Raw genomic sequence first — 26,284 nt, 5'->3', positions numbered from 1 at the left:
CATTGGCTGTTTCTTTAGATTAGTCGCTAAAAACCAAGTTTCGCTATATTATCAATGAGTTATTCTCATATTATGAGAAGGTATAGGTATTTTTAATTATACAATTCATATGAATAAAATTGTTCTTAATCAAAATATACGGAAATCGCCACGGCTTGAATTTCTCGAAGGAGAACAAAGCAATGGTAAGCTCATCGAAAGTAGATACAGGTTCGCATCGTTTGGATTTTATTGATCTGAACATTGGAGATCGGCATGCATTACAAAAGAATGCAAAAACAATTCTAAATATAATTCCAGGAATACTAGATAATTTTTACTGTCATGTTGTGCAGTTTCCGGAGACCAAGCGGTTTTTCCGAAATGACGCGCACATTGAACATGCCAAGACTGCGCAACTTCGCCACTGGAGTATCATTCTATCCGGGGAATTTGACGAAGACTATTTTCGGTCCGTAACCGCGATCGGAGAGGTCCACAACAAGTTGGGTCTCGAACCAAGATGGTACATCGGCGCTTACAGTTTTCTGGTGACCGGATTGTGCGCGGCTCTTGGCGCCAACTCCAGGCTTCCAGGCTTTGGCGGTTTAAAGCGGAAAGAAGCCCAGATCCTCCGAACAGCCGTTATCAAAGCTGCGATGCTTGATATGGATTTGGCGCTTTCAGTCTACATTGAAGCGGGCAAGCGCGACCGGCGTGAAACAATTGAAAAACTTGGGTCAGAATTTGCCGATTCCGTCGGCATGGCGACAGACGATCTTTCCGGTTCGGCAAACAACTTATCCAACGCAGCCTATTTGCTAACGACAGCAACGGAAAGAACTGAGACCGAAACGCAGACGGTACGAGATAGTTCAGACGGTGCAGCTGAGAATGTGCAGACAGTTGCAGCCGCCGCCGAAGAGCTCTCCGCATCTGTTGCCGAGATCGGACGCCAAGTGAACGATTCATATCAGATTTCGGATACTGCCGTTTCCCAGAGCTCAGTTGCGATTGACTCAATGGAAACACTTACACAGGCTGTTAACCGGGTCGGTGAAATCTTAGGGTTGATTAGCGATATAGCCGAGAAGACAAACCTTTTGGCTTTGAACGCAACAATTGAAGCTGCAAGAGCTGGCGAGGCGGGCAGGGGATTTGCAGTTGTAGCCACTGAGGTCAAGGACCTGGCGGGACAAACGGCGAAAGCGACGTCGGAAATCAGCAGCCAGATCGAAGGTATTCAGACTGCAACCGGGCAATCGGCATCAGCCATTGAAAACGTCAACCAAACAATTTCACGTATGAATGAAATTTCCGCTTCGATTGCGGCCGCTGTTGAACAACAAAAAGAAGCAACGGGGGAAATCAGCTCAAGCATTCAAAGAGCGTCCGAAGGCACAGAATCGGTAAAAAACTCTATCGGCGGTATCGCTGATGCGTCGTCTCAAGTTGCCGACGTTTCTTCAATGGTGAAAGGGTCTGCAGAAGACATGGGAAAACACACTGAAAACCTGAAGTGTGATGTGCAAAAATTCATGGAAACGCTGGCAATAGCCGCAAACTAGAAAACAGGCGGTGCTTTTACGCACCGCATTGTTTCAATCAATCAATACCGCGTCGTACATCTTACAGACGATCGAAACATCCACGAAAACAAATTTCCGCAACCCTGACAGCATCTCGAGCAATCTGGGATCATCTGCGCATTCGACTTTAAGTATTTTCTCAAATTCATTTAAAATGACACCATAGGAAGAAATGTAGTGGCTAAGCGGAATGTTTAGCTTCTTGTGGGAAAAGCTGACTTTATTTACATTTGAAAAATATTTATCGTCGAATCCGTAGGTAAAAAGCCTGTCCCAATACTGAATTTGTTTTCCTGTCAGTATAAATTCATTGAATGTTGGAATCGATTTCGAAAAACTACGCATTAGTTTATGTGCATAAAACTCATGCAAAGCGCCTTCTGCGTGTGGATAAATATAGTCCCACGCCTTCTTCGCAAAAACTACATCAGAGGCGCTAATTTCAAGAAAATCAATATACTCTTTGACCTCATTTACTGTGTTTCTGGTCATCATTAACCTCAACTAAATTATTAGATTATCCAATTATACATTTCTCCATATATTTAAAAAAATACATTCTTTATATAGGGATATAAATATATATTGGATATATATGCTTTTATAATCAATGTTATTCATCTAATTCTTGGATTACGAGCGATCTTTTGCAGGCGCTTGGGGTGGTGGGGTGAAATAATACAATTACTAGTAGGAAATACATTATGCGTCTCACTGAACGCACAGATATTGCGGTTCGGATACTTATGCATTTGGCGATACTAAAAGGTCAGAAAATTTCGATAGATGATTTGGTGGACAACTATATCGGCCATCGGTCTCAGGTAATTGCAGCTGTTCAGGAGCTCCGCAAGGCCGGTATGATTGCCTCTTCAACTGGGCGGAAGGGGGGGATCTGGATTCAGGAAGATCCCAAAAACATTTCACTTTATGAAGTCGTTCAAATGTTCGAAACAGACTTCAATCTCGTAAAATGTTGCAAGAATCCCAAAGAGTGTCACCTAAGTGAGCAATGCCGGTTCAAAAGTATACTCTTGGATTCTCTTGAAGGATTTTTTGCCCCTTTGAAGCAATCTAGTATTGCAGATCTCGTAAACGGGCAAAATTATCACTTCTAGGATGATCAACAGCCCTGAAATGAGACGGTCTTTGTTGCTGCTACTCGTAAATACTAAAATCTAAATGCTCTCTTCCATTAAGCACACATTTTGCCTACCGATTATGCCATAAACACATATTCAGTGTCTTAGCATGTACTCAAATAAGATATTCAACACGTGATAGCTGAGCGCTCACAAACCTGGCGCTAGGTTTAGGCGATTACGCCAACCTCATCTAAATGCATGTCGGCGAATACGTAAAAGCCATATAAGATTGCGTTTGTTTTAATATGGAGAGCGTGTTTCCAAAGAGGGTCAAATGAAACGGCGGACATTTCTGGCTGGTGCCGCAGCCTCTGGCGGTACTGTTTTGACGGCTGGGGGACCGGCAGCTGCGGCCAAACCTGAAGAATGTGACTTTCAGGTTGCCAAACGCAGTGACGGGTTTCTGCTGGCGCTCGGCGGTGGTGCCGCGAAAGCCTTTGCCCATATCCCTGTTCTGGAAGCCTTGGATGATCTGGGCGTGAAACCGGAAGCGATTTCTGGCACATCCATGGGGTCTATCCTCGGTGGCTATTATGCCAGCGGCATGAGCGGCAAGGAGATCCGGTCCTTCACCGTTGACCTACTGACCCAAAAAGGCCAACTCCTTCAAAAACTATTCCTGAACGATGGACGCACCTGGGGCTCACTTTTGAACATGATGCGCCCGTCGATCATGGATCCGCTGGTGTTGTTCGAAACGCTCTTTCCTGATGGCTTGGCTGCCAGGTTCGAAGATCTGACTATTCCTTTGAAGGTCATCGCGACTGACTTTCACCGGCAATCCGAAGTCGTTTTAACCGAAGGACCATTGCTACCGGCAATCGCGGCATCCTCAGCCTTGCCGATGTTGCTGACACCGGTCCAGATCGACGGCAAGGTTTTGATTGATGGCGGTTTCGTCAATCCGACACCCTTCGATGTGTTCGGGCAGACCGACTATCCAGTTGTCGCGGTCGATGTCACGGGCAGCGATTTTTCATCGATCAATGGCCTGCCTAGCGGAATGGAAACCTGGATCGGCTCGTTTTCCATCACGCTGCATTCACTGGTCGCAGCCAAATTGGCCTGCAAACAGCCGGATCTCCTGCTGGAACCAGGGATCGGTCATTTCCAGACAATGGATTTCTTCGATGTCGAGGACATTCTTGCAGCCGCCGACCCGATCCGTGAAGACGTCAAACGCGGAATAGATCAACTGCTGGGCAAAAAGATCTGATATTTAGGTCTTCCGCTTAGCGAGGCGGTGAACGCCGCTCAAAGATTTCTTTTAAGGTATCGGCTCGCTGCTTGGTCCAGCCATCCGGTTTCACAACAGCGGCCCAGGCATCGATATAGTCGGGCGCGATATAGTCATGCCCAAACCGGGGCACACCGAGCGCAAACATGGAATCAAGTGCCAGCTGCAGCATTGTCACAACCGGAAACCATTTTAGATCAGGTGAGACATCAGGCGCCCGCGGCGGGCTGAGCCAAGCGGGTTCGAAGATCGCACTATCATAGGTGTAGTTGACGATCGGGTCGCTGCCGTAGTTGAGGAAAACGATCCGAATTGGACCCCAAGGCGTGTAGTCGCCGTCAAGTCCGCCAAACTGGTCCATGACCCTGATCAGCGATCCATTGCCATAGGTTGGACGCCAATCCGGGCTATCGGGATTGCGATTGTCACGAACCTCTGCCCAATATTTTGAGAAAAACGGCGATCCTGCCCACATGGCGCCCTGGATGGGATCACCGAGCATGTCGAGCAGGGGGATGGTCGCTTGTGAGTTAAAAGCCCCCTGGCTTAACCCATGAACATAGAATTCTGGCCTTTGATCTTTCGGCAACTTGGTCCAGTAGTCATAGATAGTCTCAAACAAGGCGCCAGCTTGATCGACGCCATAGTCCGGGTGGGCAAGCAAGGCGAGAAAACTGGTGAGATAGGAGTATTGAACCGCAACGGTTGCAACATCCCCACCCAGCATAAAGTCGATCGTGTCGTGGGCACCGGGATCCATCCAACCTGTGCCGGTCGGAACGGTCACAATGAGGGTTGATCGATTAAATCCGCCGGCCCTGATCAACTCGTCCAGGGCCAGCTGCGCCCGTTGTTTTGCAGTTTCGGCCGACAGGCGGCCAACATAAACGCGGACCGGTTCCATAGTCTGATCCGGCGAAAACTCAGAAATTTCTGCAGCAGTTGGGGCTGTGGCGACGAATTGCCGGCCACGACGGCCAATTTCATCCCATTTAACGAGAGATTCGGCACTCCCTGACTTCATTGGGTCGGTCGGCTTGGTGATATCCGGTTCAAGCAGGAGATCGGCAGCCATGAAAGAGGCATCGGCTGCTCTGAAAGCATTGCGGATCAAGGCCCCGTCGACCAGCGCCCAAAACAGCCAGCCCACGAGAGCAATCGAAACAACGATGCCAATCCGTTCCGGAACCACTCTGGTGAGCAGGGCTTCAAGCCGCCGGCGCAGGATCCCGAGCAACCGAAACACGACCCATAAAACAAGAAAAACAGCGCTCCCCACAGCTAGGATGAATAGCGGCGCACCTGTTTCAAGAGGAGGGAGACCGACCGCCTCCCGGGTTGCATTTTGCCAATTTGCGGCTTTCGACAGGGAATAGATCAATATTGCGGCGCTAACCAACAGGCCTGAAATGGTCCAGGCGCGCCGCAGCCGTCCAGAAAGCTGAGGTATTTCCATATACCGCCAAACTGTCCGCACCAACAGCGCAGCTTCATATCCAAGGCTGGCAACAATGCCTGAGAGTAAGCTTTGAATGATTGGATCGCGGGGCATCAAGGACGGCGTTAACGAAGCGCCGAATGTCGCCACAGCAACGACCAATGAAAAAGCGGATAAGTTGCCAAGGATCCAATTGGGCAACCTGTGAGCAGTTCGAAACATTGATGTCTCCGGAGGTTCGGAACAAATTTGGCCGGAAGCCTAACTGAGCATTATCCTTGGCAAGTTTTCCAGCCGGTCATTCAAGTTACAACAGAAAAAGCCGGATCTAGGCCGTTTGGACGAATTGGAGATGTCTTTCGCCCTTTGCCTTCCGAAGGACGTCTCCAATTCGGCTATACGGCTTAGGATTCAGCGGCAGTTAACCTGCCTGTAGAATAGTGAAGCCAGCAGCAGGTTTGGGCGGGAACTTGTCAGGGTGTTTATATAGACACCGAACTAGCGGAAAACCGGTTCCAGCTGGACACCGGGGTTTCCAAGCGGTTACCTGACGCAACGTGATAGACTGGAAAGCCCAGTGGTTTGCTCCTTTTGGCAGCTGATCCGACCCCTAAGGCAGTATTGCAGATGCATCGATCCGACCTCCGCCGTTATGTCTTGCCTGCGGTCTTCTTCGCGCTAAGCCTCGCGCTTGCAGTCAATACCGTACTTTTGTTTGAACAACGCCAGGATACCCAAACCAAGGATCAGGCGCTTCATGAGATCATTGAAGCCTCGGCTCGTCTTGATACTGTCCGCTTAGAAAATCAACTGATGACACTATTGAAACAGCCAGGAGCCGAAAAGCAAGCTTCGGTAAAAAGGGCCTTGGCTGTGTTCCTAAATGAACTCGATACCTGGCAGATCAACCCAGTATTGAGTTTAGAGCCAGAAACAGACTTCATAAAAAGCCGCTTAGCTGAAGCAAAAATTAGAGCCCGAAAAACTCAGAAGTTGATCGCAGATCTCGATGAGCACAGATCTGTGGAACATGCTTTGGAGACGGTCAATCATATTGGTGTGATGGTCAATCAAGTTCGGCAGATGACCAGCAACCGGATTGCCGCTGTTTGGCAAAAAAGTGCAAACGATCTTAAGTTTCGGCAGAATATTCAGTCATCTATTATAGCAGCACTGCTTGCAACAGCTCTGCTTTGGATCGTTTCCCTCTACCGGCGGATTTATTCTCTTGGAACTGAAAAAATGCAGGCGGGGACAAAAACGGTTGAGGCTGATGCCCAACTCCGCCGCGATCCAGTCACCGGATTAATGACACAGTCAGAATTGATCGGCAAAGTCCGGGAGCTCAAATCCGAATTAACGGACAAACAAGAGATTCAAATCGTCAATTTGGCGATCATTGTTCCCTGGACCGGTGGCGGCTCGGAGAATGTAACTGTCCGCGATTCCATATTGGCGACAGTGGCTGATCGAATCCAGAACTTGGTAAGCCTGAACCTCAAGTCCGGGTATTGTGCCCGAGCTACCGGGAACAGCTTCTTCGTCGCTCTGGTCCATGAGATTGGCAGCGAGGCAGCGCCTTCGGAATTTGTGCATCGGCTGCGACGGTTGATCCACCAGCCCGTCGTGGTCAAAACGGGAACTTATCCGGTGACAAGTATTGCCGGAATAGCGCCGGTTGATCTGGAGGAACGGGATCCGGGCGTGTCTTTTCAGAATGCGGAACTCACTGTAGCCGAGGAAATTCAGACAGGCCGAAGACATGTCGGAGTATACACTCCGGCCCTTCGGGCTAGTTCGGAAAGGCGTTTGGGCATTGAGCAAGCGTTGTTGCAGGCCTTGGACCAAGAAGATTGCCTACCTCATTTTCAGCCGCAGTTCGATCTGACAACCGGCAAAATCGTCGGAGTTGAGGCACTGGCGCGCTGGTATCATCCAGATCTGGGCTGGATTGCACCGGCTGAAATTATTCCGATTGCAGAAAACAATGGATTGATCATTTCGCTGGAACGGAAAATCTTGGAGACGGCCTGCGCGCAGGTCCAATTGTTGCCGGGCGAACCGGACCTTGCCGTGAACTTGTCGGTCGCACATCTCTTGAATGACGATGTGCCAGCCATGGTCGAAGATTGCCTTGCTGCATCAGGATTTCCGGCAAGCCGATTGAAACTGGAAATCCCCGCAGGCAATCTACCGGCAGCTTTCGATCTTGTTCGAGATGTTCTCGATGCTTTGAGAAAGCTGGATGTGAAATTATCGCTCGATAATTTCGGCACTCCGTCCGCAACATTGTCCGGGGTTCTGCAATACCAATGGGATGAGGTCAAAATCGACACCGCTCTCACCGGGATCAGTGGAGACGGGCAAGTCGGCCACGAATTGATGTCCATGGCGCTGACATCTGTGCGCGCCCTTGGGTCACGTCCATTGATTGAGGGAATTGAAACGATCGATCAACGGGACATGCTGACGTCCCTTGGCTGCCAAACAGGGCAGGGGTATCTTTTTGGCGGTCCCATGGCGATCGACGATTTAAAAGCTTTGTTCTTCTCGGACAAACCAAACATCGCGCAGTTGATGATTTGAATTCGAGTAGATAGCCGGTACTGAACCAGCAAACATTATGAACGCACCGATTTGTACGCCTACCGACAGAGACCAATTGAAATTGGCTGCCAGCGGAATGGGGATTGGCGTGCGCGCTTTGTGTCCTAAAGGAGCGAATTTCTCCCAGTCCGTGCCAATTCGATTAAAAACACGAATTACAGTTAAATGGATTTTAAACAAAACAAACAAATAATACTTATGGGATGAGGGTATTGTATTAAGTTACAGTGCAACAATTACTGTCAGATATCCCTGGTGTAAGGAAATATTGGCATGCGTACCGCCAGCAAAACCTGTTTGTATTTTGTCTCCATTGCGGTGTTAGCAGCCTGCCAATCTGCCGAGTTTTCGGATCTGTCCACTTTTGGCGATCGTGCGTCGACGGTCAACGACCTGTCTAAGACCGCGTACTACAAAAATGACGAACTTCTGACGGCTGCAAAAACACAATTCAAATCCAAAAATTATGGCAAGGCCTACAGCTACTATAAACGCGCCATTGAAGCATTTCCGAAAGATCCGGCAGTTTGGCTAGGCTATGCTGCCTCCGCGGACATGATTGGCCGCCGGGACAATGCGGATCGCGGATACAAGATGCTGTCCACCATGATCCCCAACCGGCCCGAATATCTGAATAACGTAGGCTATTCCTATCTCCTGCGCGGCAACTTGGTAGCTGCCCGGCGGTACTTTCTAAAAGCCTACGAGATTGATCCGGCCAACCAAACCACGGCAAACAACCTTAAGCTATTGAGCAACAGTGGAGCTTTTGCAAAGCGCAGTTAGCATAAACGTCCCAAAACGGTGTAGATCAGAATGACCAAGACCAGAAACGATTTCCGGGTAATTCCTGGCAGTGGGCCGGTTGCTGAAGAAAGGGCCACTGAGAGTTTTGCGCGCCAGCCGGTGCGTGCAGGTGTGCGCCGGCAAATACAGACCTTGATCGTGCTGAATGCAGTCGCGTTAATCGCAATTTTGCTGCTCTTACCAACCTTGGCTTATCTGCTGATCGCGCCAGCCGGTCAGCGGCCAACGGCTGCTTCGATGGACTATGAGCGCATTGAAGCGATCGTCGGACCATTGGAAAAACGCATCGCCAAGATGGAACAGCGTATCGTCCTCATTCAAGCGGATGTTGGGCTGATGATGGCGAACTTGGAACAAGGCAACATAAACAACCAGTCAGCGTTCAGATTCAAACAGAGTTCGCAAACTCGGCCTGGGTCTGCAAATACCGAAGGACTGTTTGTTCCGAACCTTCATGCGCCGTTGAACAACAAATTTGTTTCCACATCGAGCACTTCTATCAACTCGGCTGCGGCGCAGTCACAGTCTGCAAGTGCTAAGAGCATTTTCCGCCGTATCGTGACACCAGACGGCCAAGTGCGGTACGAAAAACGGTGATCATTGCCTGATTCATCTGCAGAGCAAGGACGAGTCGGCACTGTTGTGCCAGCTCTAAAAATTGAACCGCAGGACAGTCTGGCCAACGCGACATCAGAATGGTTGCGCGTTCTCAGCAAATTCAACCAGATAAATTACAAAAAATATGAAAGTATATCGGAGATATTGTCGATAAATAGACAATTCTGACAATACTTAATCTATCATTCTAGGTTGTTGTTTAACAATATAAAAAGAATAACAGATCAATAATCGCATACTGGCCAATTGATGGGTGAATTCAACTTGGGAATTGCGGTTTTGTGCAAGCGACAAAAAACTTCAAGTTTGCGATCGATAGCTTGCCTGATCGTCGGGGCGGCTCTCTTGTTTGGACCGATGAACAACAATGCCTTTGCTCAAGACAATGGCCTCTCTATCGTCTTTGACAGTGGCAATATTTCAAAACTGAGGTTGCCACCAGGAACCACGCGGACTGTTAAAACCAACCGGGCATTTTCTGATCTTGTGGTCGGAGATCCTGAAGTCGCAGACATTGTCCCCTTGTCCGAGCATTCACTCTATATTCAAGGGAAAGCGCCGGGCCTCACCAACATATCGATATATGATGCCTCCAAATCACTGCTTGGTGTCATTGAGGTAAAGGTTCAATTGGATTTTGCTGATGTGGCCGCCGCTGTTCGGGCCGTTGCTCCAAGTTCCAATGTCCAGGTGTCCAATGTTGCGAACCGGATACGTTTGAGCGGAACGGTAAATGACGCCGCTGAATTGACCAGAGTACTTGAAGTCGCGCAGCAATTCTCCAAAGAGCCGCTTATCAATGCGATGGGTGTCAATAGCCCGCAGCAAATTGCCCTTGAAGTGCGCGTTCTGGAAGCCAGCAGGTCCATTGGCCGTGATCTTGGCGTCAATTGGATCGGCCGTTCAACCAATGGCAATGTCAGCACTTCCGGATCACGCGTTCAAACGGGCGTAGACGAAGACACAGGCGGGCTTATCTCTGTCCTTGGAGCTGGAGCAAGTGCGACGCAGGGCGGGGCGTTGCCGTTTGGTACCTTTATCGCCAAAATTCTGGAAACGTCGGGTTTTCGTCTGGATACCCTAATAGATGCGCTTGAAGGAAAGGGCCTCGTCCGCCGCCTGGCACAACCAAATCTAACCACCATGAGCGGCGAAGCCGCACGGTTCCACGTCGGCGGCGAAGTGCCAATTCAAACCGCAATCACCACCGGGGCGAGCGTGGCCACCCAAACCGACTACAGAGCCTTTGGGGTCCGGCTGGAGTTTGTGCCGACAGTGCTTGATGGCAGCCGGGTGAACCTGCGCGTGATGACGGAAGTCAGCGACATCGACAACAGTATCAATGTAAACGGAAATCCGGGGTTCACCTCGCGGCGGGCAGAAACTGTTATTGAGCTGCATGCCGGTCAGAGCTTTTCGATGGCAGGCTTGCTGGAAACGGTCAATCAGAACGACATACAGCAGCTCCCGTGGCTCGGAAATGTTCCGGTGCTTGGCACCTTGTTCAGATCCACCAGCTTCCAAAAGCGGGAAACAGACTTGGTGATAGTTGTAACTCCGCGCCTTGTACGGCCCGCGCGGCCGGATGAACCCCTCGCATCCCCACTCGACAAAACCCGGCCGACAAATGACGTTGAACTGTTTGCGCTCGGTTTGCTGGAGGTCGATAAGGATATGATCCGCAAGTTCAGGGATGGCGAAGGTTTAATCGGCCCGTATGGTCATATCGTTGATCTGGATTTCCCAAATGACTATGTCGCTTCGAAAAATTAGCCTGTTGGCTGCCACAGCAGCGGCCATTCAATTGTCTGCATGCGCGGATCATATGGCCCACAAAGACGGCGTGACATTTGGCGCCGGCAGTGCTGTTGAAGCCAACATCGGCATTCATACAGTGGACCCGTTCCCCCGGGCGGCCTATCGAACCCAAATGGTGCGCGATGGCAAATCCGTGGTGAAGGCCCAGGAACGTTATCTAGAACCCGGCGACCCTGATATTGACGCCTCCGCGGCTGACGATGGTTTGAAACTGGACTAACGATCCAATCAGAACCTGCCCGATTGTGCGGGTGAGAACGGTCGGCGTGTTCCGGGCAATTTGCAGCAGGCACCATAGAACATCTAAAATTATCGCCCTGAAAACAAAAAGAGCGCTTCACGGTGTTAACGTGAAGCGCTCTTTATTGTCAGTGTAACTCGCGCCGCGGCAATAGCCGGGTTTGAAGCACCTTGTGTTACTGCAGCAGGTGACCGCTGGTGTTCGACACCGTCCAACGGCCGGCATGAACTTGAACAAATTGAACGTTGCGTTTCAGGCTCGGTTCTTGCGGTGATGCGTCCATTGAATCTTCAGCGCTGCGCAAGACAAGTGCGATGGAACCAACCTGCTGAGCCCGTGCAATTACCTCTGACTGCGCCAGCGAGAGTTCCAAAGTCGCGGTCCGTTTTGGTGACAGGTTTTTCCAGTTGCCATCTCCCGCGGTTGCGCTGTCAATCGCCAGAACACGGATGTTCTCAAGGATAGCTTCGCTGAAGGCGTTTTTCTTTTCCATCCGGCGAGTCAGGATGACGTCCACTTTGTCCCCGGGCAGGATAAATCCGCCGGCGGCCGTTTCTTGTTCAACCGCTACTGCGATGGCTCGTTTCCCCTTTGGCAAAAGGGCAGCCATGTATCCCTTGTCAGTTTTAATGAACCGTTCTGCACGGATCGGTTCACCTTTGAACACCTTGCTGCGGGCAATCCGGCCTTGATAGGTTTCTTTTGCTTTGGGAGAGGTTTGATAGGTCAGGGCGCCTGCGGGAACGGTTTCTTCCGGCCAGTTCACCCACGCAATGTTTGCCGCTGCAAGTTTTCCGCCGAGACCGATATCCTGATTGGCCACCAGGACTTTTGTCACGACTGGCTCGCGCTCAATAACGACAGTTTCTTTTTCCCCGGCAAACTGGAATGCCAGATATCCGGAGCCGATTGCTACTGCTAACACCGCCAAACGAAGCATAAACATGATGACATTCCAATTCCAGTTGATGTGGCTTCATCATACCGGAAACAAAGTATTAAAAGAATCGGAGAATCGAATAACGCTAGGGTAACTGAAAAAATACTAAACAAGTGTACTGCGGAGGGCGTGTCTATTGTATTATTATTAGATTATATTGATTGAATAATTTTAAGATAATTTTATATATCGTCATATCAGGAGAATATGCAGATTTTGTACGGGTTATTTCTTGCGAAATTGTTGATCCCTTCAAAGAAAACTACCCAGTTCGGACGAAATAGCCGTTCTGACGGCAATAACTTCAAACTGGAATTGGCTTAAAGGCAAAACTTTTTGACGAGGGTAACCCAGTATGTGCCCAATGATGAAGGTGCCATGCCGGTCCGGTCTTTCGCAGAAATTCAGGCGACGTTATTTGCTGCACAAATGACCGGAATGGATGGTTTCGTTCAGCTTAAATGCCTCAGCTTTTTCTCTGTTTGTGTAAGAGCTTCTATCCGGTAGTCGCGATTGTGACAGTGGTTCATCCGCTCTCTGAAGACCGTGCACCTACGGTGTTGTTTCAAACGGCTGGTTTCACTACCAATTGGCAAGAACAACCATTTACCAACCGCTCGGTTCGGAAAATCGGGTGCAAATGGGGGCGTGACGTATGGCAGGAAAACCAATTTGGCAATTGAGCGCAAGCGAACTCGTCGAGAGACTTGCGGAACAGCAGATATCGGCTGAAGCTGCTGTGACCGCGACTGTCGATCGTATGCGCGCCACAAATGGTCATCTCAATGCTGTCGTCGATGATCTGGGTGATGAAGCGATTGAACAGGCCCGCACTCTTGACGCCACTTTCAACAAATCCGGACTTGTTGGACCGCTTCACGGCGTACCGGTCACCATTAAGGTCAATGTCGACCAAAAAGGCAAAGCCACCACGAATGGCGTTAAGGCATTTGCCGATGTCATCGCACCGGATGACGCGCCCTTTGTCAAAAACCTGACCAACGCTGGGGCCATTGTTATTGGCCGGACGAATACACCGGAATTCTCCTTCCGCGCCACGACAACAAATGACCTCTACGGCCGCACATTCAATCCCTGGAACGATTGGGCCTCTTCTGGCGGGTCCTCAGGAGGCGCGTCGTCCGCTGTCATGAGCGGTATGGGGCCGATTGCCCATGGAAATGACATTGGAGGATCACTTCGGTTTCCGTCTGCCGCGACGGGTGCGGTCACGGTCAAACCCGGACTTGGCAGAACACCGGCCTGGAACCCATCACAAAAGGCGGAACGCGGCATGCTTGCGCAGTTGATGTCGGTGCAAGGGATCATTTGCCGTGAGGTCCGCGATGTGCGCCTCGCAATGCGGTCGGCAATTTCCTATGACCCGCACGACCCTTGGCAGGCACCCGTGCCCTTTGAAGGACCTGCTTTGGAGGCGCCGATCCGTGTCGCCTTTACAAAAAACACCTATCAGTTCGAAACGCACCCGGCAGTGATAAAGGCACTGGAAACGGCGCGCGATTGCCTGATCGACGCTGGTTATGAGGTCGTCGAGGTCGAAACACCTGACATTGGTGAGATCGGCGAGGCGGGATACCGGGCCTTGATGGGTGAGGTCAATGTCTTGATGCTGGACGATGTCCGCAAATACGGCAGCGCCGAAATCAACCGGATGTTTGATGAGTATTTTGAGCTTTTTCCGCCCTTTGAGGGGGATGAACTCCTGCGCCAAATGGCAAGACGATCCCGTTATATACGCGAATGGAACCTGTTGCTGGAACGCTATCCACTCGTCCTGACCCCTTTCCTGCCGTCACCGACCTATGCCTGGAACCGGGATGCCGAAGGAAAGGACGGCATCATGGACGTGCTCGGATGCGGGATCTGGTCCTTCGCCATGAATTACATGGGCTTTCCGGCCGGGATTGTTTCTTCCAGCATGCATGACGAAATGCCGGTTTCAGTCCAGGTTGTTGGCCGGCGGTTCCGTGAAGACATGATCCTCGACGCACTTGAAAGCGTTGAAACCCGGGTTGGGGTTATGGCCAAAAAGCTTTTTGAGCGCGGATCAGTCTGACGGTGGGGAGTTTGTCCACTTGGGCAATCAGCTCGGAAGTCCTTTTCCCAATTGTAAGCATGCCTGGAATCCAGTCGCGCAGTGTCGATATGAACAATTTGAACGAGATGAAAGCGGCAACTTCCAAAATATAGAGGTTGGCTGCTCAAATTGAGCTTAGACCGCACACAAACGAAATTATTGAGTGTTTTGAAACCCTTCGAAGTATCCCCATACCAACTCTAAAATTGCCAGCCGGCTTCCAAAGGATGCCTTTAGACGAAATTGGTGAGGGGCGAGGAGGCGCGTTTGGTTTTTTGTCTATCGTAGCCAACAAACCTGTTTGCACCGAACATCTGCTTTGCACTCCGATTTAGGAGATAGGTGATCCAAGTTGGACAGCCAAATAGCTGCCGTTCGTTGCGGCTCGTCAGAGGCTCATCAGGGCGGGAAGTAGACGTTTGTTGCGCATCGTCTCAGTGCTCGTTTAGCGGAGTTTACTAACTTTCGCCGCGAGTTCTCCAATGTCTGCTTGTGAAGATCATATGATGCCACACAACCCTTTGTTTTATCAGAATTTATACACTCAGACATTTACTTGTGCAGGCGCTAATCCGGTTGCTTGTCCAATTACTTCAATTCATCCACTGTGACGGGAAAACGAAAGGGTTTAAAACCGAGGCCCTAGAGAGGTTTTATGGACAGATTTGATCTTGGCGCCCACACAAAACAGATATCCACTCAGAACGACGAGGCGCAGCGCTGGTTTAACATTGGATTGAACTGGTGTTACGGGTTTAATCACGAAGAAGGTGTGAAGTGCTTTCTAAAGGCGCTTGAACATGATCCGGACTGCGTCATGGCGCATTGGGGCGTGGCCTATGGATCGGGGCCGTTTTACAACAATGTCTGGCGCCAATTCAGCGAAGCCGAAGCGAATGCTGCAACGCGGCTGTGTTGCGATCATATCCAATTGGCACGCAAATCTGCCGACCGGGCGAGTGCCCTTGAAAACCAGCTTGTGGAGGCATTGGCGCAGCGGTTCCAAAAACCGTATGCGGTATCGGGTGAAGAATTCGATCGCTGGGATGACGACTACGCCAGCGCGATGCGGCGGGTCTATTATGCCAATCGCGATGATCATGATGTCATGGCAATTTTTGCCGAAGCCCTCATGACCCGCACGCCCTGGCAATTGTGGAACGTGAAAAAGGGTATCCCAGCGCAGAATGCGGATACACTGGAAGCAATGGATGTAATCGAGCGTTCCATCGCCATGCACGATGCCGCAGGAACACCTCAGCATCCGGCCATTTTGCATCTACACATTCACGCAACTGAAATGTCGGATGAACCTGAACGCGCCATGCGGTCCGCGGATATTCTGGGCACACTTTGCCCGGATGCAGGCCATATGAATCACATGCCGGGGCACACTTATGTGCTGTGTGGTGAGTATGAGAAAGCAAAGATCGCCAGCGAAAAGGCGATCCGGGCCGACAACATGTATGTTGATTACGCAGGGCCGTTTAATTTCTACACCACAGCACGATGCCATGACCTGCATCTGATGATGTACACCTGCATGTACCTTGGCCAATTCAAACCCGCTATCGCTGCCGCTGAACAGATGTGCGCCACCTTGTCCAAAGAGGTTTTAAGCGCACCGGATCGCCCGCAAATGGCAATCACGATGGAGGGATATTTCTCCATGAAGATGCATGTGTTGGTTCGCTTTGGCCGATGGCAGGATATCGTAGACGCCCCCATGCCGGACGATCAGGTGCTCTTTTGTGTTTCAACCGCGATGCACCATTACGCCAAAGGTGTTGCACACGCCGCACTGAATAATTTTGAAGCCGCTGAGGAAGAGCAACGACAATTCTTTCAGGCTGTCGATCGGATCCCCCTGGATCGTAAGTTCTTTAACAATACCGCTCGTTCAACGTTGGCCGTGGGCGAAAAGATGCTTGAGGGAGAGCTAGAGTATCACAAGGGCAACTATGAAGTGGCCTTTGCAGCGTTGCGCGAAAGCGTGCAGCGTGATGACAACCTTGAATATACCGAGCCATGGGCCTGGATGCACCCGCCGCGCCACGCGCTTGCGGCGCTGTTGTCCGAACAGGGACATTTTGAAGAGGCCGAGCAGGTGTACCGAGCTGATCTGGGCCTGAACAATGAACTGCAACGATGCGCGCAACACCCGGACAATGTCTGGGCTTTGCACGGGTTCGTCGAATGTCTGCGTCAGCGTGGCGACATCGATGAATTGTTGGTCTTTGAAGAAAAGCTCACCCAGGCATTGGCCAAAACCGACGTTCCAATCACATCCTCCTGCCTGTGCCGTAAACAGGTTGAAGATTTTTCAAAATCAAACTGTTGTTCCGGCTGAAGGGGCCTGCCTGAAATGATCGCAAACCTCATGATGTATCAGCGCCCTCAGTTGGTCGGTGCTCATAACCGGTTCTGGGCCTTGATCCGCACCGCTTTACGCGAACGTGGCATCGACAGCCCCGAAACCCTGTCCCAGGACGCCGAAGAGTTTTCTGTCTGGCGGGACCCGAAACTGGTGCTCAGCCAGACTTGCGGTATGCCGTTTCGGACATGGCTGCATGAAGATGTCGCGCTCGTTGGAACGCCGGACTACGGGCTTGAAGGATGCCCGCCGGGATATTACCGCAGCGCGCTGGTGGTCCGTGACGATGATCCCCGTGATACGTTGGATGCCTATCGAGATGCGTGCTTTGCTTACAATCAGCATTTCTCTCAATCCGGTTACGCAGCGCCCTACTGGCACCTGATGCCCCGTGGCTTCTGGTTTGAGAACAGACTGCACACTGAACAACACTTGAATTCCGCGCACGCAGTGGCCGAGGGCCGGGCAGATATTGCGTCCCTGGATGCCCAGTCTTGGAGGTTGATGGAACGATATGAGCCGTTTGCGAAACAACTGCGTGTACTTGATTGGACCGAACCGACCCCCGGACTGCCTCTGATCACAGCATTGAAGGATCAGAGCGCGGCGATTTTCGGAGCGGTTGAACAGGCGATAACGTCTTTGGGAGATGAAGATAGGTCATTGCTAGGTGTGAAGGGGATCGCGATGATTGCCAAGGAAAACTACCTGGCAATTCCAAACCCACCATAGAAATCAGCGGTCATCCAATTCTCGCATCGCAGTCCTTTGGGGCGAGAGCAGCAATCGTTTCTTTGGGCTCGGAACAAACCTTTGCTGCGGTTCTCATCAATGACCGCGGTTTCACCGATTAGCAGCAACGAAATCCTTGGGTTCTGCAATCCCCTTCGCATCGAAGTGCTAGCCCTCTTTGGAACCGGTTTCCTTTGGCGATTGGGATTTTTGCCGAAATCCAACGTGTCCATGGCCGATCACTAAATCAGCTGAACAACCACTTTCGCAGGAATTTGATTAGCTTTCGAAATAACTGGTTGGGAAGATGGCGCCACCAACCGATAGAACGGAACACTGGACAACCAATGCGTTGGATCTTGATCTGGAGTGCGGGATTCGTGCTCCTCAATCTTGGCCTCGGGCTCATTGCGCTCTTGTCGGGCGTGCAAACGACATCGGCACATTGGAGCACCGCCAGTCGCGCACCGCTCGGCATTGCGCCTGATCCGCGAAACGAACGGCAAGCCATCATCCAGGTCTACGCTGCAAGGGCATTTAGCTGGCGGGGCTATTTCGGAGTCCACAGCTGGATATCCATAAAAGCGCCAGAGGCAGCGCACTTCACCACATACGAGGTCACAGGTTGGCGGGTGCGCCATGGCGGGAAGGCCGTTTCCTCATCTCGCCGCGCTCCGGACAGTCGTTGGTTCGGTGCAGAGCCTCGTTTGATTGCCGAGTTTCGCGGCCAGGAAGCCGAAGCCGCGATTCCAAAGCTGCTGGAGGCCATCCGCCACTACCGCCACGATGATGAGTATACTGTATGGCCGGGTCCCAACTCTAACACATTCATCGCCCACCTTGGCCGGGTCGCGCCCGAGCTGAGACTGGACCTGCCGCCGACGGCGGTTGGCAAAGACTTTCTGCAGACAGGCCTGTGGGCCAAAGCACCGAGCGGTACAGGATATCAGCTCTCTTTTTTAGGCCTTCTGGGGGTGTTGATTGCCTGGGAAGAAGGGATTGAAGTTAATCTACTCGGTCTTACTTATGGTGTTGACATAAAAGACCTTTCTATAAAACTTCCGATGGTTGGCCGTATAGAGCTTTCACCACTTCGCTCTCCCGGGGCCTGAATTCGACTGCAGTTCGGGCGAGCATTTGGGGGCGGGGGACAAGTCCTTCATCACAATTGGCCCCAATGCGGCCATTGGTCTCCATCGACCGCAATGCCCCTCATGGCCCGTTAGCGAACGCCCCGGGAGCTACTTGAGGTCGTGCCGTGGTAACTCGGAGGCCGTTTCATTAATAGCAACGTCGGCCTCCAAGAAATTCTGAGTTAGCCCTTAGGGGTGTACCAAATTGGTGATGAATAGGCTCGTTCCTGATGTGTCAACTTTGCATCTTCCGGCAAGTCGATGCTGTAACGAACCTTGTCGTAGACAACCCACCGCGGTGTCGGAATCTCCAATACCCGCACATAATAAAAGGCACGTTCAGCCGGATCGAAATCCGGATCGGACCAGATCGTCGCCAATTCTGATGCACCGATTGTATTTGACCAGCTTGCTGTTTCTAGATCCACGGTGTTGCCAACAGCCGGGACATTTCCGTCAGAGTCGGCGCCCCGGTCACCGGACCAGGCAACGTCATAGACTTTTTCATTCAACTTGCCGTCAGCATCGAGCCAGCCCTTGACCACCTGGATGCGATCAAGATTGGCGCCGATCGGGTCGCGCAATGCATAAATCATGAAGTTTGGCGCGCCATCGCCTTCACGCGGGCGAAGATCGCCGCCCATGGGAACTCCTTTTGAGTATCCGGTTTCGGCTGGCATGCGGGTGCGCAAATCGTCATCGATGAATTCCCAACCACCAAAGAACCGCAGCCCGATGCGCGGACCGGTCGTGGCATAGGTTTCGCGCCGCTTGAAGGCGTCAAAGATTGCAGCCCGTGTGTTGTCTGTTGCCCAGACTGCAGTGTAACCGGAGGCCACCAGCAGATGACCTGGTATCTCGCCCAGATCGCTTTTAACAAACGGATGCTGAATGCGTGTCGGCGAGGGCTCGACACTGACTGACTTGGAAAAAAAGTTCTCTTCTTCCGCGGTCGCCAGGGCGGTATGGCTGTCTGTAGCGCCCCCCATGCCAAACTTGTAAGGGTTCACACCGAATTTTTCTTCCAGCATCAATCCGCGCTTCAGCGCTTCGCGTGCATATTCACCGCCCAACATGTCTTGAGTTTTCAGTTGGGTCAGATCCAGATTGCCGACATCCCAGTTTTCATAATCTGCATATGAATCTTCCGGGCTGAGTGCGGGGTGGGCTTCGCCGTCGCCTTTAATCTGGGTGACCTCGTAGTGGGGCTCCCATTTTGCACGGCGCTCGACATAGTTCTGATCGACCTTTCCACCATGATAGGTGTCATCCGTCGGGAACATCCAGCCATTTGACAGATTGCCGTTATGAGCAAAGGCAACGGCCCGCCCACCGGTTTTTTCCTGATACATTTCCAGCCACTTATAGAGGCTTTCCGGGTTTGTATCGCCATATGGAGGTTGTGTTACCGGTGGCACGACCTGTTTGGCCCTGACCGGACCGTCGCGCAACATGACATTGCGGTGCAGATTGAACCCCTTGGGGACGGACGTCCATTCAAAACCGATAAAGGCTGTGAAATTGCCGGGATCATTGTGGCGCTCGGCCGCATCGACAATATGCTCCCAAGTAAATGCAAACGCATCCGCGCCGGGACTATAGGATTTCAAAAGCAGTTCCGGGAGCGTCATCTGAGAGAAGTTCGTGATCAGGTCAAAGGCTGCTTTGCCTGCATCTGCTCCGCCTTTAGAGTAGCCTTCATACCACTCCCGCCCTTTCGGATCGGCCAGAACTCCCGGTTTGCCGGCCTGAAGATCCGGTGCAAAGCCCATGAGGTCTGTGTGATCAGTCAAGACCATCCAATCGAGCGGGCGCGCCAAGCGGACAGGCTGGCCAGTCGATGAAACCACTTGCTCGCCTTTAGCAAAACGCCAAGCTGTGTCGGGAAGCAAAGTATTCCCAAAGGCCCCGGCGTCCAACGACAAGCCGGTATGGAGATGCGTGTCCCCCCATAACGGGCGTTCCGGAATGGTTCGGTTGGCATAAGGCGAAAAAGGCGCCGCCTTGAACGTACCTTCTGCGGCTTCTTCACTTGGCACGCCGTCATTTGCCAATGCTGTTCCGGCAAGTAGCGCTAAGGAAACGGCTGGGAGCAAAATAAACTTCATCTCATTTTCCTTAGATTTCTGTTCTGAATGACAAAACACCGTTCAGCTTACAACATGCCCACCATGGGATCCTTCAAGATTGTCCTGAAGTTTCAAGCTTATAAAATTCCGTTAGCGCTTCTTTGAGGCCGGGTTATCAATTCTTCATTTGAAGCATCTTTTAAGGCTTCAATCTATGAGCGTAAGTCCCCAGTGAATGGTTGTCCATGGCAGGAATGAACCGTGTTTTTTTCCCTTTGGACAAGAAACCCAGTTCTTAGAATTGCGCTGTTCGGTTGTGCTTAGGTTTTCATTGGTTAGCGTAGTACGATACTCATGAGGTAGGTTCTTCGTGTTAATTGAACTCCAAAGGCGATGTTTCAAATGACAGCCCCGCAAAAGCCCAGGCTGAAAACAGTTATGCGTCAAGCCGGTTCAATTGCGATCCTGGTTCTATTGGTCATGGCAATTACGCGCTCAGCATTGGCGTGTTCTTTCCATACATATAAACCAGCCAAAACACTGGTGGACAGAATACTGGAAAGTCAGGCGTTGGTTCTCGCCCGGCAGAGCAAGAAAACAGCCTTCCGGTTCAAAATAACCAGTGTACTAAAGGGCGACGTAAAAGATCCGGAGATACCGTTCCTAGTTGACACCACCACGCGACATCGACTTGAAAAGAACGCCCAAGACAGCATTTTGTTTGCTCTCAATGGAAAGGGAGACTGGAGATATCTGTCTTACATTGACGCGGACCGGAAACGCCTTTTGGATATGGTTTTGCAACAGGCTGGGATGTGGCGCAGTCAGACACATCATCCAGACCGGCTCGAAAAGCTCTCCATTTACCTCAATCACAGTAATCTGGACCTTCACAATCTGGCGCTGCAAGAGATAGATCGCGTCCCGTACGAAACACTCAGTGCACTCAAGGTTTCGGTGCCGGTCGAGAGGCTTTTGACATCTCTCAAATCGGCTAGGGACTATCAATATGAGCCCATCAACACCTTACTTTTGGGATTGTCCCGGACGCCTGAAGCTGGCCAATACCTTCGGCAGCAGATTGCCCGAATGCGTCAAAACTTACCAAGCCGCAGTCTTGGCGCTGTTGCGACTGCCTTGATAGAAGTCGAGAGGGAGCACGGGATCCAGCATCTCGACAGGCTTTTTCTGGCGGACCGCAATCAGCCAATGGACAAGGTTGAAACGGTTGTGGAGGCCATGGCAATTCATAGCAAACTTGGATCTCATCAACTCCGGCGCACCATTGATCAAACACTGATCGGCTTTGTGAGACGTCGTCCAGCCGGTGCCGGTGCTGTTGCACGGCAGTTCTCAGCACACCGGAATTGGTTCATTGGACCGCAGCTAGAATCCATGCTGGAAAGCGGGACACAATTGACACCTGCAACTCGGTTGCAAGTCGCTATCTACATCGCCCAATCTAAAGCCAGCAGAAATTAGCTGCCTAACAAAGTGAACTCTCTGATCTGCCATGTTTTTCAAGAATATGATCAATCAACCGCTGCTTCATTTTCTCCTCATCGGCATTGGCATTTTCGCTTTTTACTCTGCTGTTCAGGATTCAAAGCCTGAATTTCCGGCTGCGACGATTGTGGTCAGCGAAAATGATCTGGATCGGTTGTCCTTGGGTTTTCAATCCGTCTGGCGCCGGGCACCAAATGAGACCGAATTGAAACAACTGGTCGATGCCCACATCAAAGAAGAGGTCCTTGTGCGCGAGGCTTTGGCTTTGTCGCTTGATCAGGATGATACGGTTATCCGTCGTCGGCTGCGCCAAAAAATAGATTTCCTGACCAGATCAGCAGCTGCGGGCCTCACGCCATCAGATCAAGAACTTAAGGCGTATTTCGAGATCAATGCCGGGAAATACCAGACGGAACCTTCGTTAAGTTTCGAACAAGTGTATCTGGGAGAGACTGCGAGCCAGGAAGATGTCACTCGGGCTCAAGCCGCTCTTGGTGAGGGCGCTGATCCGCTGTCAGTGGGGAAAGCGATCATGCTGCCCAAGCGATTGCCACTGACGACCGGCGCTTTGGTGGATCGCACATTTGGGCAAGGCTTTTTTGATCGGATTGGGACGCTAAATCCCGGGTCTTGGAACGGTCCGGTTCAATCCGGATATGGCATGCATTTGGTCCGTGTTGCTAAATATGAACCCGCTGATTTGCCAGACCTTGAAACCATACGTGAGCAGTTGGTGCGGGACTGGCGAGAAGACCAGTTCAATACATTTGCGGAAGCGCAGTACCAGCGTCTGCTGGCCCAATATACAATTACTTATCCGGGAAATGGATTGATTGGAGACGCATCGGAATGAAGCGTTTCTTTTTCGGCTTGCTCATATTGTTGTCTGGTTCAATCGGCGCTCCGCAAGTACACGGACACGCTCTACAACCCGGATACCTGGAGCTCCAGTATGTAGATGGAGACCAATGGCGTGTTCTATGGCGAAAGCCGGGTGTTCGCGGACATCCAATGGCGATCGGTACTGACCTTCCGGAGAATTGTGATCGGAGGTCTGCGCCGGATCCAGCATTCGATGGCACTGCCTGGGTTGTACAATGGGTAACGGTATGTCCGGGAGGACTTGCCGGTGGCACTATTGCGATCCCAGGACTTGATGCAACCCAGACTGATGTCCTCGTCCGGTTTGAGCTTGCCTCAGACAAAAGCGCAACCCAACGCCTGACGCCAGGCCTGCCGTCGTTTGTCATTCCAGCCGATCCCGGATTCTTCGAAATTCTCCGCAGCTATTTTGCACTCGGTGTCGATCACATCCTGGAAGGGCTCGATCATCTTCTTTTTGTTTTTGCGCTTTTGCTGCTGATCCGGGAGAAGTGGAAGCTTGTCGGGGCCGTGACCGCCTTCACCATAGCGCACAGCATTACAATGGCGATCTCCACTCTGGGTGTCTTCACGTTGCCCGGACCGCCGGTCGAAGCTGTGATCGCCCTATCTATCATGTTCCTGGCATCGGAGTTGCTGCAAAGAAACAATGATGAAGATCGTCTGACGGAAAAGTTTCCTTGGATCGTGTCGTTTTCGTTTGGATTGCTGCACGGGTTCGGCTTTGCCGGTGCGCTCGCTGAAATCGGCCTTCCGGACGACGATGTACCTTTGGCGCTCCTGTCTTTCAATCTGGGAGTGGAAGCAGGGCAATTGCTGTTTATCGCATGTATCTTGGTGACTGCTGCGCTTCTCAAAATGTTTATGCCGGCGCTTATACGTGCGATGCGCACGCCAGGACATATCGGATCGACCAGTGTTGCTTATGGAATTGGCAGCCTATCTGCGTTTTGGTTCGTTGAACGGATCGCGGGGTTCTAGGAATCTTGCTGGCTGGTTTTCTTCCCACACCCGGAATTGCCAACTCGGAGCCCGTTTCACCTGAAGTAACGTCGGTCTCTAAGCCTAACTGAGTTAGCCCTTGGGTGTGTACCAGATCGGGCTGGTGTAGGCCCGTTCTTGACCGGTGGTTTCTGCGCCATCCGGCAAGTCTATACCGAAACGGAACGCATCATAGACGATCCAGCGCGGGGTCGGAATTTCAAGGATGCGCGCATAATAAAACGCGGCTTGCTCAGGATCGAACTCCGGATCGGTCCACACAGTGGCAAGCTCCGATGCCCCAATCGTATTGGTCCAGGATGCAGACGCAACATCCACTGTATTGCCGACCGGTGGCAGATCGCCATCGCTGCTCGGCTGCCGACCATCGCTCCATGCAACGTCAAAGACCTTTTCATGGGTTTTGCCATCGGTATCCAGCCAGCCCTTGATAATCTGGATCCGGTCAAGATTGGCGCCAATGGGATCGCGAAGCGCGAACACCATGAAACTTGGTGCTTGTGCCCCTTCCGACACCGGCGGCAGATCGCCCCCCATAGGCACGCCCTTCTCATATCCCCGGAAGGCTGGCTCGCGGCTGTTCACGTCCGCCGCTTCGAACTCCCAGCCGCCGAAGAAACGCACGATCATCCGCGGGCCAGTCGTCGCATAAATCTCCTTGCGGTCCATCGCGTCAAAGATCGATGCGCGGGTGTTTTCATGTGCCCAGACTGCCGTGTAGCCGGAGGAAACCTGCTGCCAACCGGCGATTTCACCAATTTCATTCTTCATGAAAGGATGTTGCATCCGTTCCGGCGCGGGTTCAGTGCCAGCATGTTTGCCAAAGAAGTTGTTCTCCTCAGCAGTCGAGAGAGAGGTGTGGCTGTCGGTGGCCCCGCTGAAACCAAACTTGTACGGATTTGTGCCCAGTTTCGCTTCCAGCAGAAGACCATTTTTGAGGGCTTCGCGCGCATACTCATACTGCAGCATGGCAGGTGTCTTGGCCTCGGAAACATCGAGATTACCGACGTCCCACGTCTCATAGTCTGCAAATTCGTCATCGGGAGACAAGAAGGGGTGGGCTTCACCATCGCCCTTGATCTGAGTGATCTCGTAGAGCTTTTCCCACTTCGCCCGCTGCTGGACATAGAACTCATCAATGGCTTTTCCGGTGTATTGCGCGTCGACCGGGAACATGATGCCATTCGACAAGTTTCCATTGTGCGCCAGGGCCATGACAGAACCGTTGGTCTTTTCCTCGTATGCTTCAAGGTAAGCGTAGAGATCGAGTGGGTCGGTGGTGCCGACCGGTGGCGCGGTGGTCAGCGGGACAATCTGACGGGCCCGATCTCCGCCATCGCGAAAGATAACGTTGCGATGCATGTTGCCGCCCTTGACCAAGGACGTCCATTCAAACGCGATGAAAGCCGTGAAAGTGCCTGGATCATTGGCGTCTTCAGCATTTTCGATCACTTGGTCCCAGACCGTGGAGTAACGGCGCGCACCGGGTGAATAATTGGCGAACATGTCAGGATCAACTTTTCCCTGCGAGAAGGTTGTGATCATGTCGAGTGTCGTTTCAACGGCTTCTTGACCGCCTGCACGAAATCCCGTCGACCACCGCGCGCCTTGCTCATATCCTGTGACCAGCGGCGAGGCCGCCAGTACGTCGTCGATGAAGCCCATGCCATCGGAATGGTCGGTGATCGCGATCCAGTCGAGCGGCCGGGCAAGCCGCGCCTTCTGACCGGACGACGTGATGACCTCTTCTCCTTTGGCAAAACGATAGGCATCGCGCTGTGACAGGCGGTTGCCGAAGCCGCCAGCGTCAAACGACAATGACGTGTGCAGGTGAGTGTCCCCCCACAGCGGATAGGATGGGAAATCCCGGCCTGCATAGGGCGAGTAGGCTTTGCCCGCATATAGATTTGAAAGCGCTTGCTCGTTGGCCTGCCATTCTTGACCAACTGCGGGAGCATGCCACATCAGGGCGAACACGAGCAGTCCGAATGTTCTTTGTTTCACAGCGGGCTCCTCCCAATTGACATCGCTGGACACGACTTGAAACACCAAATCCGGTCGACTTCGTT

General features: G+C 51.8%; 20 protein-coding genes. 15 read left to right on the top strand and 5 right to left on the bottom strand.

Translation table 11 applies throughout. From position 1 onward, the window contains the following. The first annotated feature begins 119 nt into the window (after positions 1-119). Positions 120-1,547: a globin-coupled sensor protein gene (locus FJ695_RS28320; RefSeq protein ID WP_141186766.1), complete on the top strand. Its 1,428-nt coding sequence runs from the start codon at positions 120-122 to the stop codon at positions 1,545-1,547. Between the two features lie 33 nt (positions 1,548-1,580). On the opposite strand, the gene FJ695_RS18190 is transcribed toward FJ695_RS28320, so the two are convergent. Continuing rightward, on the bottom strand, positions 1,581-2,063 hold the full coding sequence (locus tag FJ695_RS18190; protein WP_141186765.1) for a protoglobin family protein: 483 nt from the start codon (positions 2,061-2,063) through the stop codon (positions 1,581-1,583). Between the two features lie 209 nt (positions 2,064-2,272). On the opposite strand from FJ695_RS18190, the gene FJ695_RS18185 reads away from it, so the two are divergent. Both FJ695_RS18185 and FJ695_RS18180 read left to right on the top strand, forming a co-directional pair. Next, positions 2,273-2,686 (top strand): Rrf2 family transcriptional regulator, encoded by a 414-nt coding sequence (locus FJ695_RS18185; RefSeq protein ID WP_141186764.1) that lies wholly within the window; start codon positions 2,273-2,275, stop codon positions 2,684-2,686. Positions 2,687-2,987: 301 nt separating this feature from the next. Continuing rightward, complete coding sequence (locus tag FJ695_RS18180) at positions 2,988-3,929, top strand: patatin-like phospholipase family protein (protein ID WP_141186763.1); 942 nt, start codon at positions 2,988-2,990, stop codon at positions 3,927-3,929. A gap of 16 nt (positions 3,930-3,945) precedes the next feature. Here the strand turns inward: FJ695_RS18180 and FJ695_RS18175 are convergent, their stop codons facing one another. After that, positions 3,946-5,610 (bottom strand): alpha/beta-hydrolase family protein, encoded by a 1,665-nt coding sequence (locus tag FJ695_RS18175; protein WP_141186762.1) that lies wholly within the window; start codon positions 5,608-5,610, stop codon positions 3,946-3,948. A gap of 405 nt (positions 5,611-6,015) precedes the next feature. Here FJ695_RS18175 and FJ695_RS18170 point away from each other — a divergent pair, with 405 nt between their 5' ends. The 5 genes from FJ695_RS18170 (at position 6,016) to FJ695_RS18150 (ending at position 11,458) form a co-directional block, all read left to right on the top strand. Then, positions 6,016-7,974, top strand: a complete 1,959-nt coding sequence (locus FJ695_RS18170; RefSeq protein ID WP_141186761.1) for a GGDEF domain-containing phosphodiesterase — start codon at positions 6,016-6,018, stop codon at positions 7,972-7,974. Positions 7,975-8,268: 294 nt separating this feature from the next. Continuing rightward, positions 8,269-8,781 (top strand): tetratricopeptide repeat protein, encoded by a 513-nt coding sequence (locus tag FJ695_RS18165; RefSeq protein ID WP_141186760.1) that lies wholly within the window; start codon positions 8,269-8,271, stop codon positions 8,779-8,781. A 30-nt stretch (positions 8,782-8,811) separates the two neighbouring features. Next, on the top strand, positions 8,812-9,399 hold the full coding sequence (locus FJ695_RS18160) for a hypothetical protein (protein ID WP_141186759.1): 588 nt from the start codon (positions 8,812-8,814) through the stop codon (positions 9,397-9,399). 270 nt (positions 9,400-9,669) lie between these two features. Beyond that, positions 9,670-11,193 carry a type II and III secretion system protein family protein gene (locus tag FJ695_RS18155; protein WP_209010709.1) on the top strand — a complete coding sequence of 508 codons (1,524 nt, stop codon included), beginning with the start codon at positions 9,670-9,672 and terminating at the stop codon, positions 11,191-11,193. Further along, a complete protein-coding gene (locus FJ695_RS18150) occupies positions 11,168-11,458 on the top strand; it encodes a pilus assembly protein (protein ID WP_141186758.1) in 291 nt (96 codons plus the stop codon). Before FJ695_RS18155 ends, FJ695_RS18150 begins: the two co-directional genes overlap by 26 nt. Before the next feature lie 196 nt (positions 11,459-11,654). Here the strand turns inward: FJ695_RS18150 and cpaB are convergent, their stop codons facing one another. Beyond that, positions 11,655-12,425, bottom strand: a complete 771-nt coding sequence (gene cpaB, locus FJ695_RS18145) for a Flp pilus assembly protein CpaB (protein ID WP_141186757.1) — start codon at positions 12,423-12,425, stop codon at positions 11,655-11,657. Positions 12,426-13,074: 649 nt separating this feature from the next. Here cpaB and FJ695_RS18140 point away from each other — a divergent pair. The 4 genes from FJ695_RS18140 (at position 13,075) to FJ695_RS18125 (ending at position 18,735) form a co-directional block, all read left to right on the top strand. Continuing rightward, complete coding sequence (locus FJ695_RS18140; protein WP_141186756.1) at positions 13,075-14,496, top strand: amidase family protein; 1,422 nt, start codon at positions 13,075-13,077, stop codon at positions 14,494-14,496. Positions 14,497-15,172: 676 nt separating this feature from the next. Continuing rightward, positions 15,173-16,867, top strand: coding sequence for a lipopolysaccharide assembly protein LapB (locus tag FJ695_RS18135; RefSeq protein ID WP_141186755.1), 1,695 nt, complete (start codon positions 15,173-15,175; stop codon positions 16,865-16,867). Positions 16,868-16,882: 15 nt separating this feature from the next. Further along, the gene (locus FJ695_RS18130; protein ID WP_141186754.1) at positions 16,883-17,623 is read left to right on the top strand and encodes a phosphate/phosphite/phosphonate ABC transporter substrate-binding protein; all 741 of its coding nucleotides are present in this window, start codon (positions 16,883-16,885) and stop codon (positions 17,621-17,623) included. A gap of 347 nt (positions 17,624-17,970) precedes the next feature. Continuing rightward, positions 17,971-18,735, top strand: coding sequence for a DUF3750 domain-containing protein (locus FJ695_RS18125; protein ID WP_141186753.1), 765 nt, complete (start codon positions 17,971-17,973; stop codon positions 18,733-18,735). Between the two features lie 203 nt (positions 18,736-18,938). On the opposite strand, the gene FJ695_RS18120 is transcribed toward FJ695_RS18125, so the two are convergent. Then, positions 18,939-20,864 carry a DUF3604 domain-containing protein gene (locus FJ695_RS18120; RefSeq protein WP_141186752.1) on the bottom strand — a complete coding sequence of 642 codons (1,926 nt, stop codon included), beginning with the start codon at positions 20,862-20,864 and terminating at the stop codon, positions 18,939-18,941. 399 nt (positions 20,865-21,263) lie between these two features. Here FJ695_RS18120 and FJ695_RS18115 point away from each other — a divergent pair, with 399 nt between their 5' ends. From FJ695_RS18115 to FJ695_RS18105, 3 genes are all read left to right on the top strand, one after another. Beyond that, on the top strand, positions 21,264-22,307 hold the full coding sequence (locus tag FJ695_RS18115; RefSeq protein ID WP_141186751.1) for a hypothetical protein: 1,044 nt from the start codon (positions 21,264-21,266) through the stop codon (positions 22,305-22,307). A gap of 31 nt (positions 22,308-22,338) precedes the next feature. Next, complete coding sequence (locus tag FJ695_RS18110; protein ID WP_141186750.1) at positions 22,339-23,184, top strand: peptidyl-prolyl cis-trans isomerase; 846 nt, start codon at positions 22,339-22,341, stop codon at positions 23,182-23,184. 158 nt (positions 23,185-23,342) lie between these two features. Further along, positions 23,343-24,194, top strand: coding sequence for a HupE/UreJ family protein (locus FJ695_RS18105; protein WP_247653677.1), 852 nt, complete (start codon positions 23,343-23,345; stop codon positions 24,192-24,194). Between the two features lie 93 nt (positions 24,195-24,287). Here FJ695_RS18105 and FJ695_RS18100 read toward each other — a convergent pair whose 3' ends face one another. Beyond that, the gene (locus tag FJ695_RS18100) at positions 24,288-26,180 is read right to left on the bottom strand and encodes a DUF3604 domain-containing protein (protein WP_141188796.1); all 1,893 of its coding nucleotides are present in this window, start codon (positions 26,178-26,180) and stop codon (positions 24,288-24,290) included. Positions 26,181-26,284: the final 104 nt, after the last annotated feature.

Source organism: Labrenzia sp. PHM005 (assembly GCF_006517275.1).
In the GTDB taxonomy this organism is placed as follows: Bacteria; Pseudomonadota; Alphaproteobacteria; order Rhizobiales; family Stappiaceae; genus Roseibium.
Note: the sequence above shows the minus strand (reverse complement) of the source record. Positions and strands in the feature narration are given on the sequence as shown.

Coding starts and splice junctions, on each gene's coding strand:
- FJ695_RS18190 (WP_141186765.1), bottom strand. CDS start 2,063: ATGATGACCAGAAACACAGTAAATGAGGTCAAAGAGTATATTGATTTT.
- FJ695_RS18185 (WP_141186764.1), top strand. CDS start 2,273: ATGCGTCTCACTGAACGCACAGATATTGCGGTTCGGATACTTATGCAT.
- FJ695_RS18180 (WP_141186763.1), top strand. CDS start 2,988: ATGAAACGGCGGACATTTCTGGCTGGTGCCGCAGCCTCTGGCGGTACT.
- FJ695_RS18175 (WP_141186762.1), bottom strand. CDS start 5,610: ATGTTTCGAACTGCTCACAGGTTGCCCAATTGGATCCTTGGCAACTTA.
- FJ695_RS18170 (WP_141186761.1), top strand. CDS start 6,016: ATGCATCGATCCGACCTCCGCCGTTATGTCTTGCCTGCGGTCTTCTTC.
- FJ695_RS18165 (WP_141186760.1), top strand. CDS start 8,269: ATGCGTACCGCCAGCAAAACCTGTTTGTATTTTGTCTCCATTGCGGTG.
- FJ695_RS18160 (WP_141186759.1), top strand. CDS start 8,812: ATGACCAAGACCAGAAACGATTTCCGGGTAATTCCTGGCAGTGGGCCG.
- FJ695_RS18155 (WP_209010709.1), top strand. CDS start 9,670: ATGGGTGAATTCAACTTGGGAATTGCGGTTTTGTGCAAGCGACAAAAA.
- FJ695_RS18150 (WP_141186758.1), top strand. CDS start 11,168: ATGACTATGTCGCTTCGAAAAATTAGCCTGTTGGCTGCCACAGCAGCG.
- cpaB (WP_141186757.1), bottom strand. CDS start 12,425: ATGTTTATGCTTCGTTTGGCGGTGTTAGCAGTAGCAATCGGCTCCGGA.
- FJ695_RS18140 (WP_141186756.1), top strand. CDS start 13,075: ATGGCAGGAAAACCAATTTGGCAATTGAGCGCAAGCGAACTCGTCGAG.
- FJ695_RS18135 (WP_141186755.1), top strand. CDS start 15,173: ATGGACAGATTTGATCTTGGCGCCCACACAAAACAGATATCCACTCAG.
- FJ695_RS18130 (WP_141186754.1), top strand. CDS start 16,883: ATGATCGCAAACCTCATGATGTATCAGCGCCCTCAGTTGGTCGGTGCT.
- FJ695_RS18125 (WP_141186753.1), top strand. CDS start 17,971: ATGCGTTGGATCTTGATCTGGAGTGCGGGATTCGTGCTCCTCAATCTT.
- FJ695_RS18120 (WP_141186752.1), bottom strand. CDS start 20,864: ATGAAGTTTATTTTGCTCCCAGCCGTTTCCTTAGCGCTACTTGCCGGA.
- FJ695_RS18115 (WP_141186751.1), top strand. CDS start 21,264: ATGCGTCAAGCCGGTTCAATTGCGATCCTGGTTCTATTGGTCATGGCA.
- FJ695_RS18110 (WP_141186750.1), top strand. CDS start 22,339: ATGTTTTTCAAGAATATGATCAATCAACCGCTGCTTCATTTTCTCCTC.
- FJ695_RS18105 (WP_247653677.1), top strand. CDS start 23,343: ATGGCGATCGGTACTGACCTTCCGGAGAATTGTGATCGGAGGTCTGCG.
- FJ695_RS18100 (WP_141188796.1), bottom strand. CDS start 26,180: ATGTGGCATGCTCCCGCAGTTGGTCAAGAATGGCAGGCCAACGAGCAA.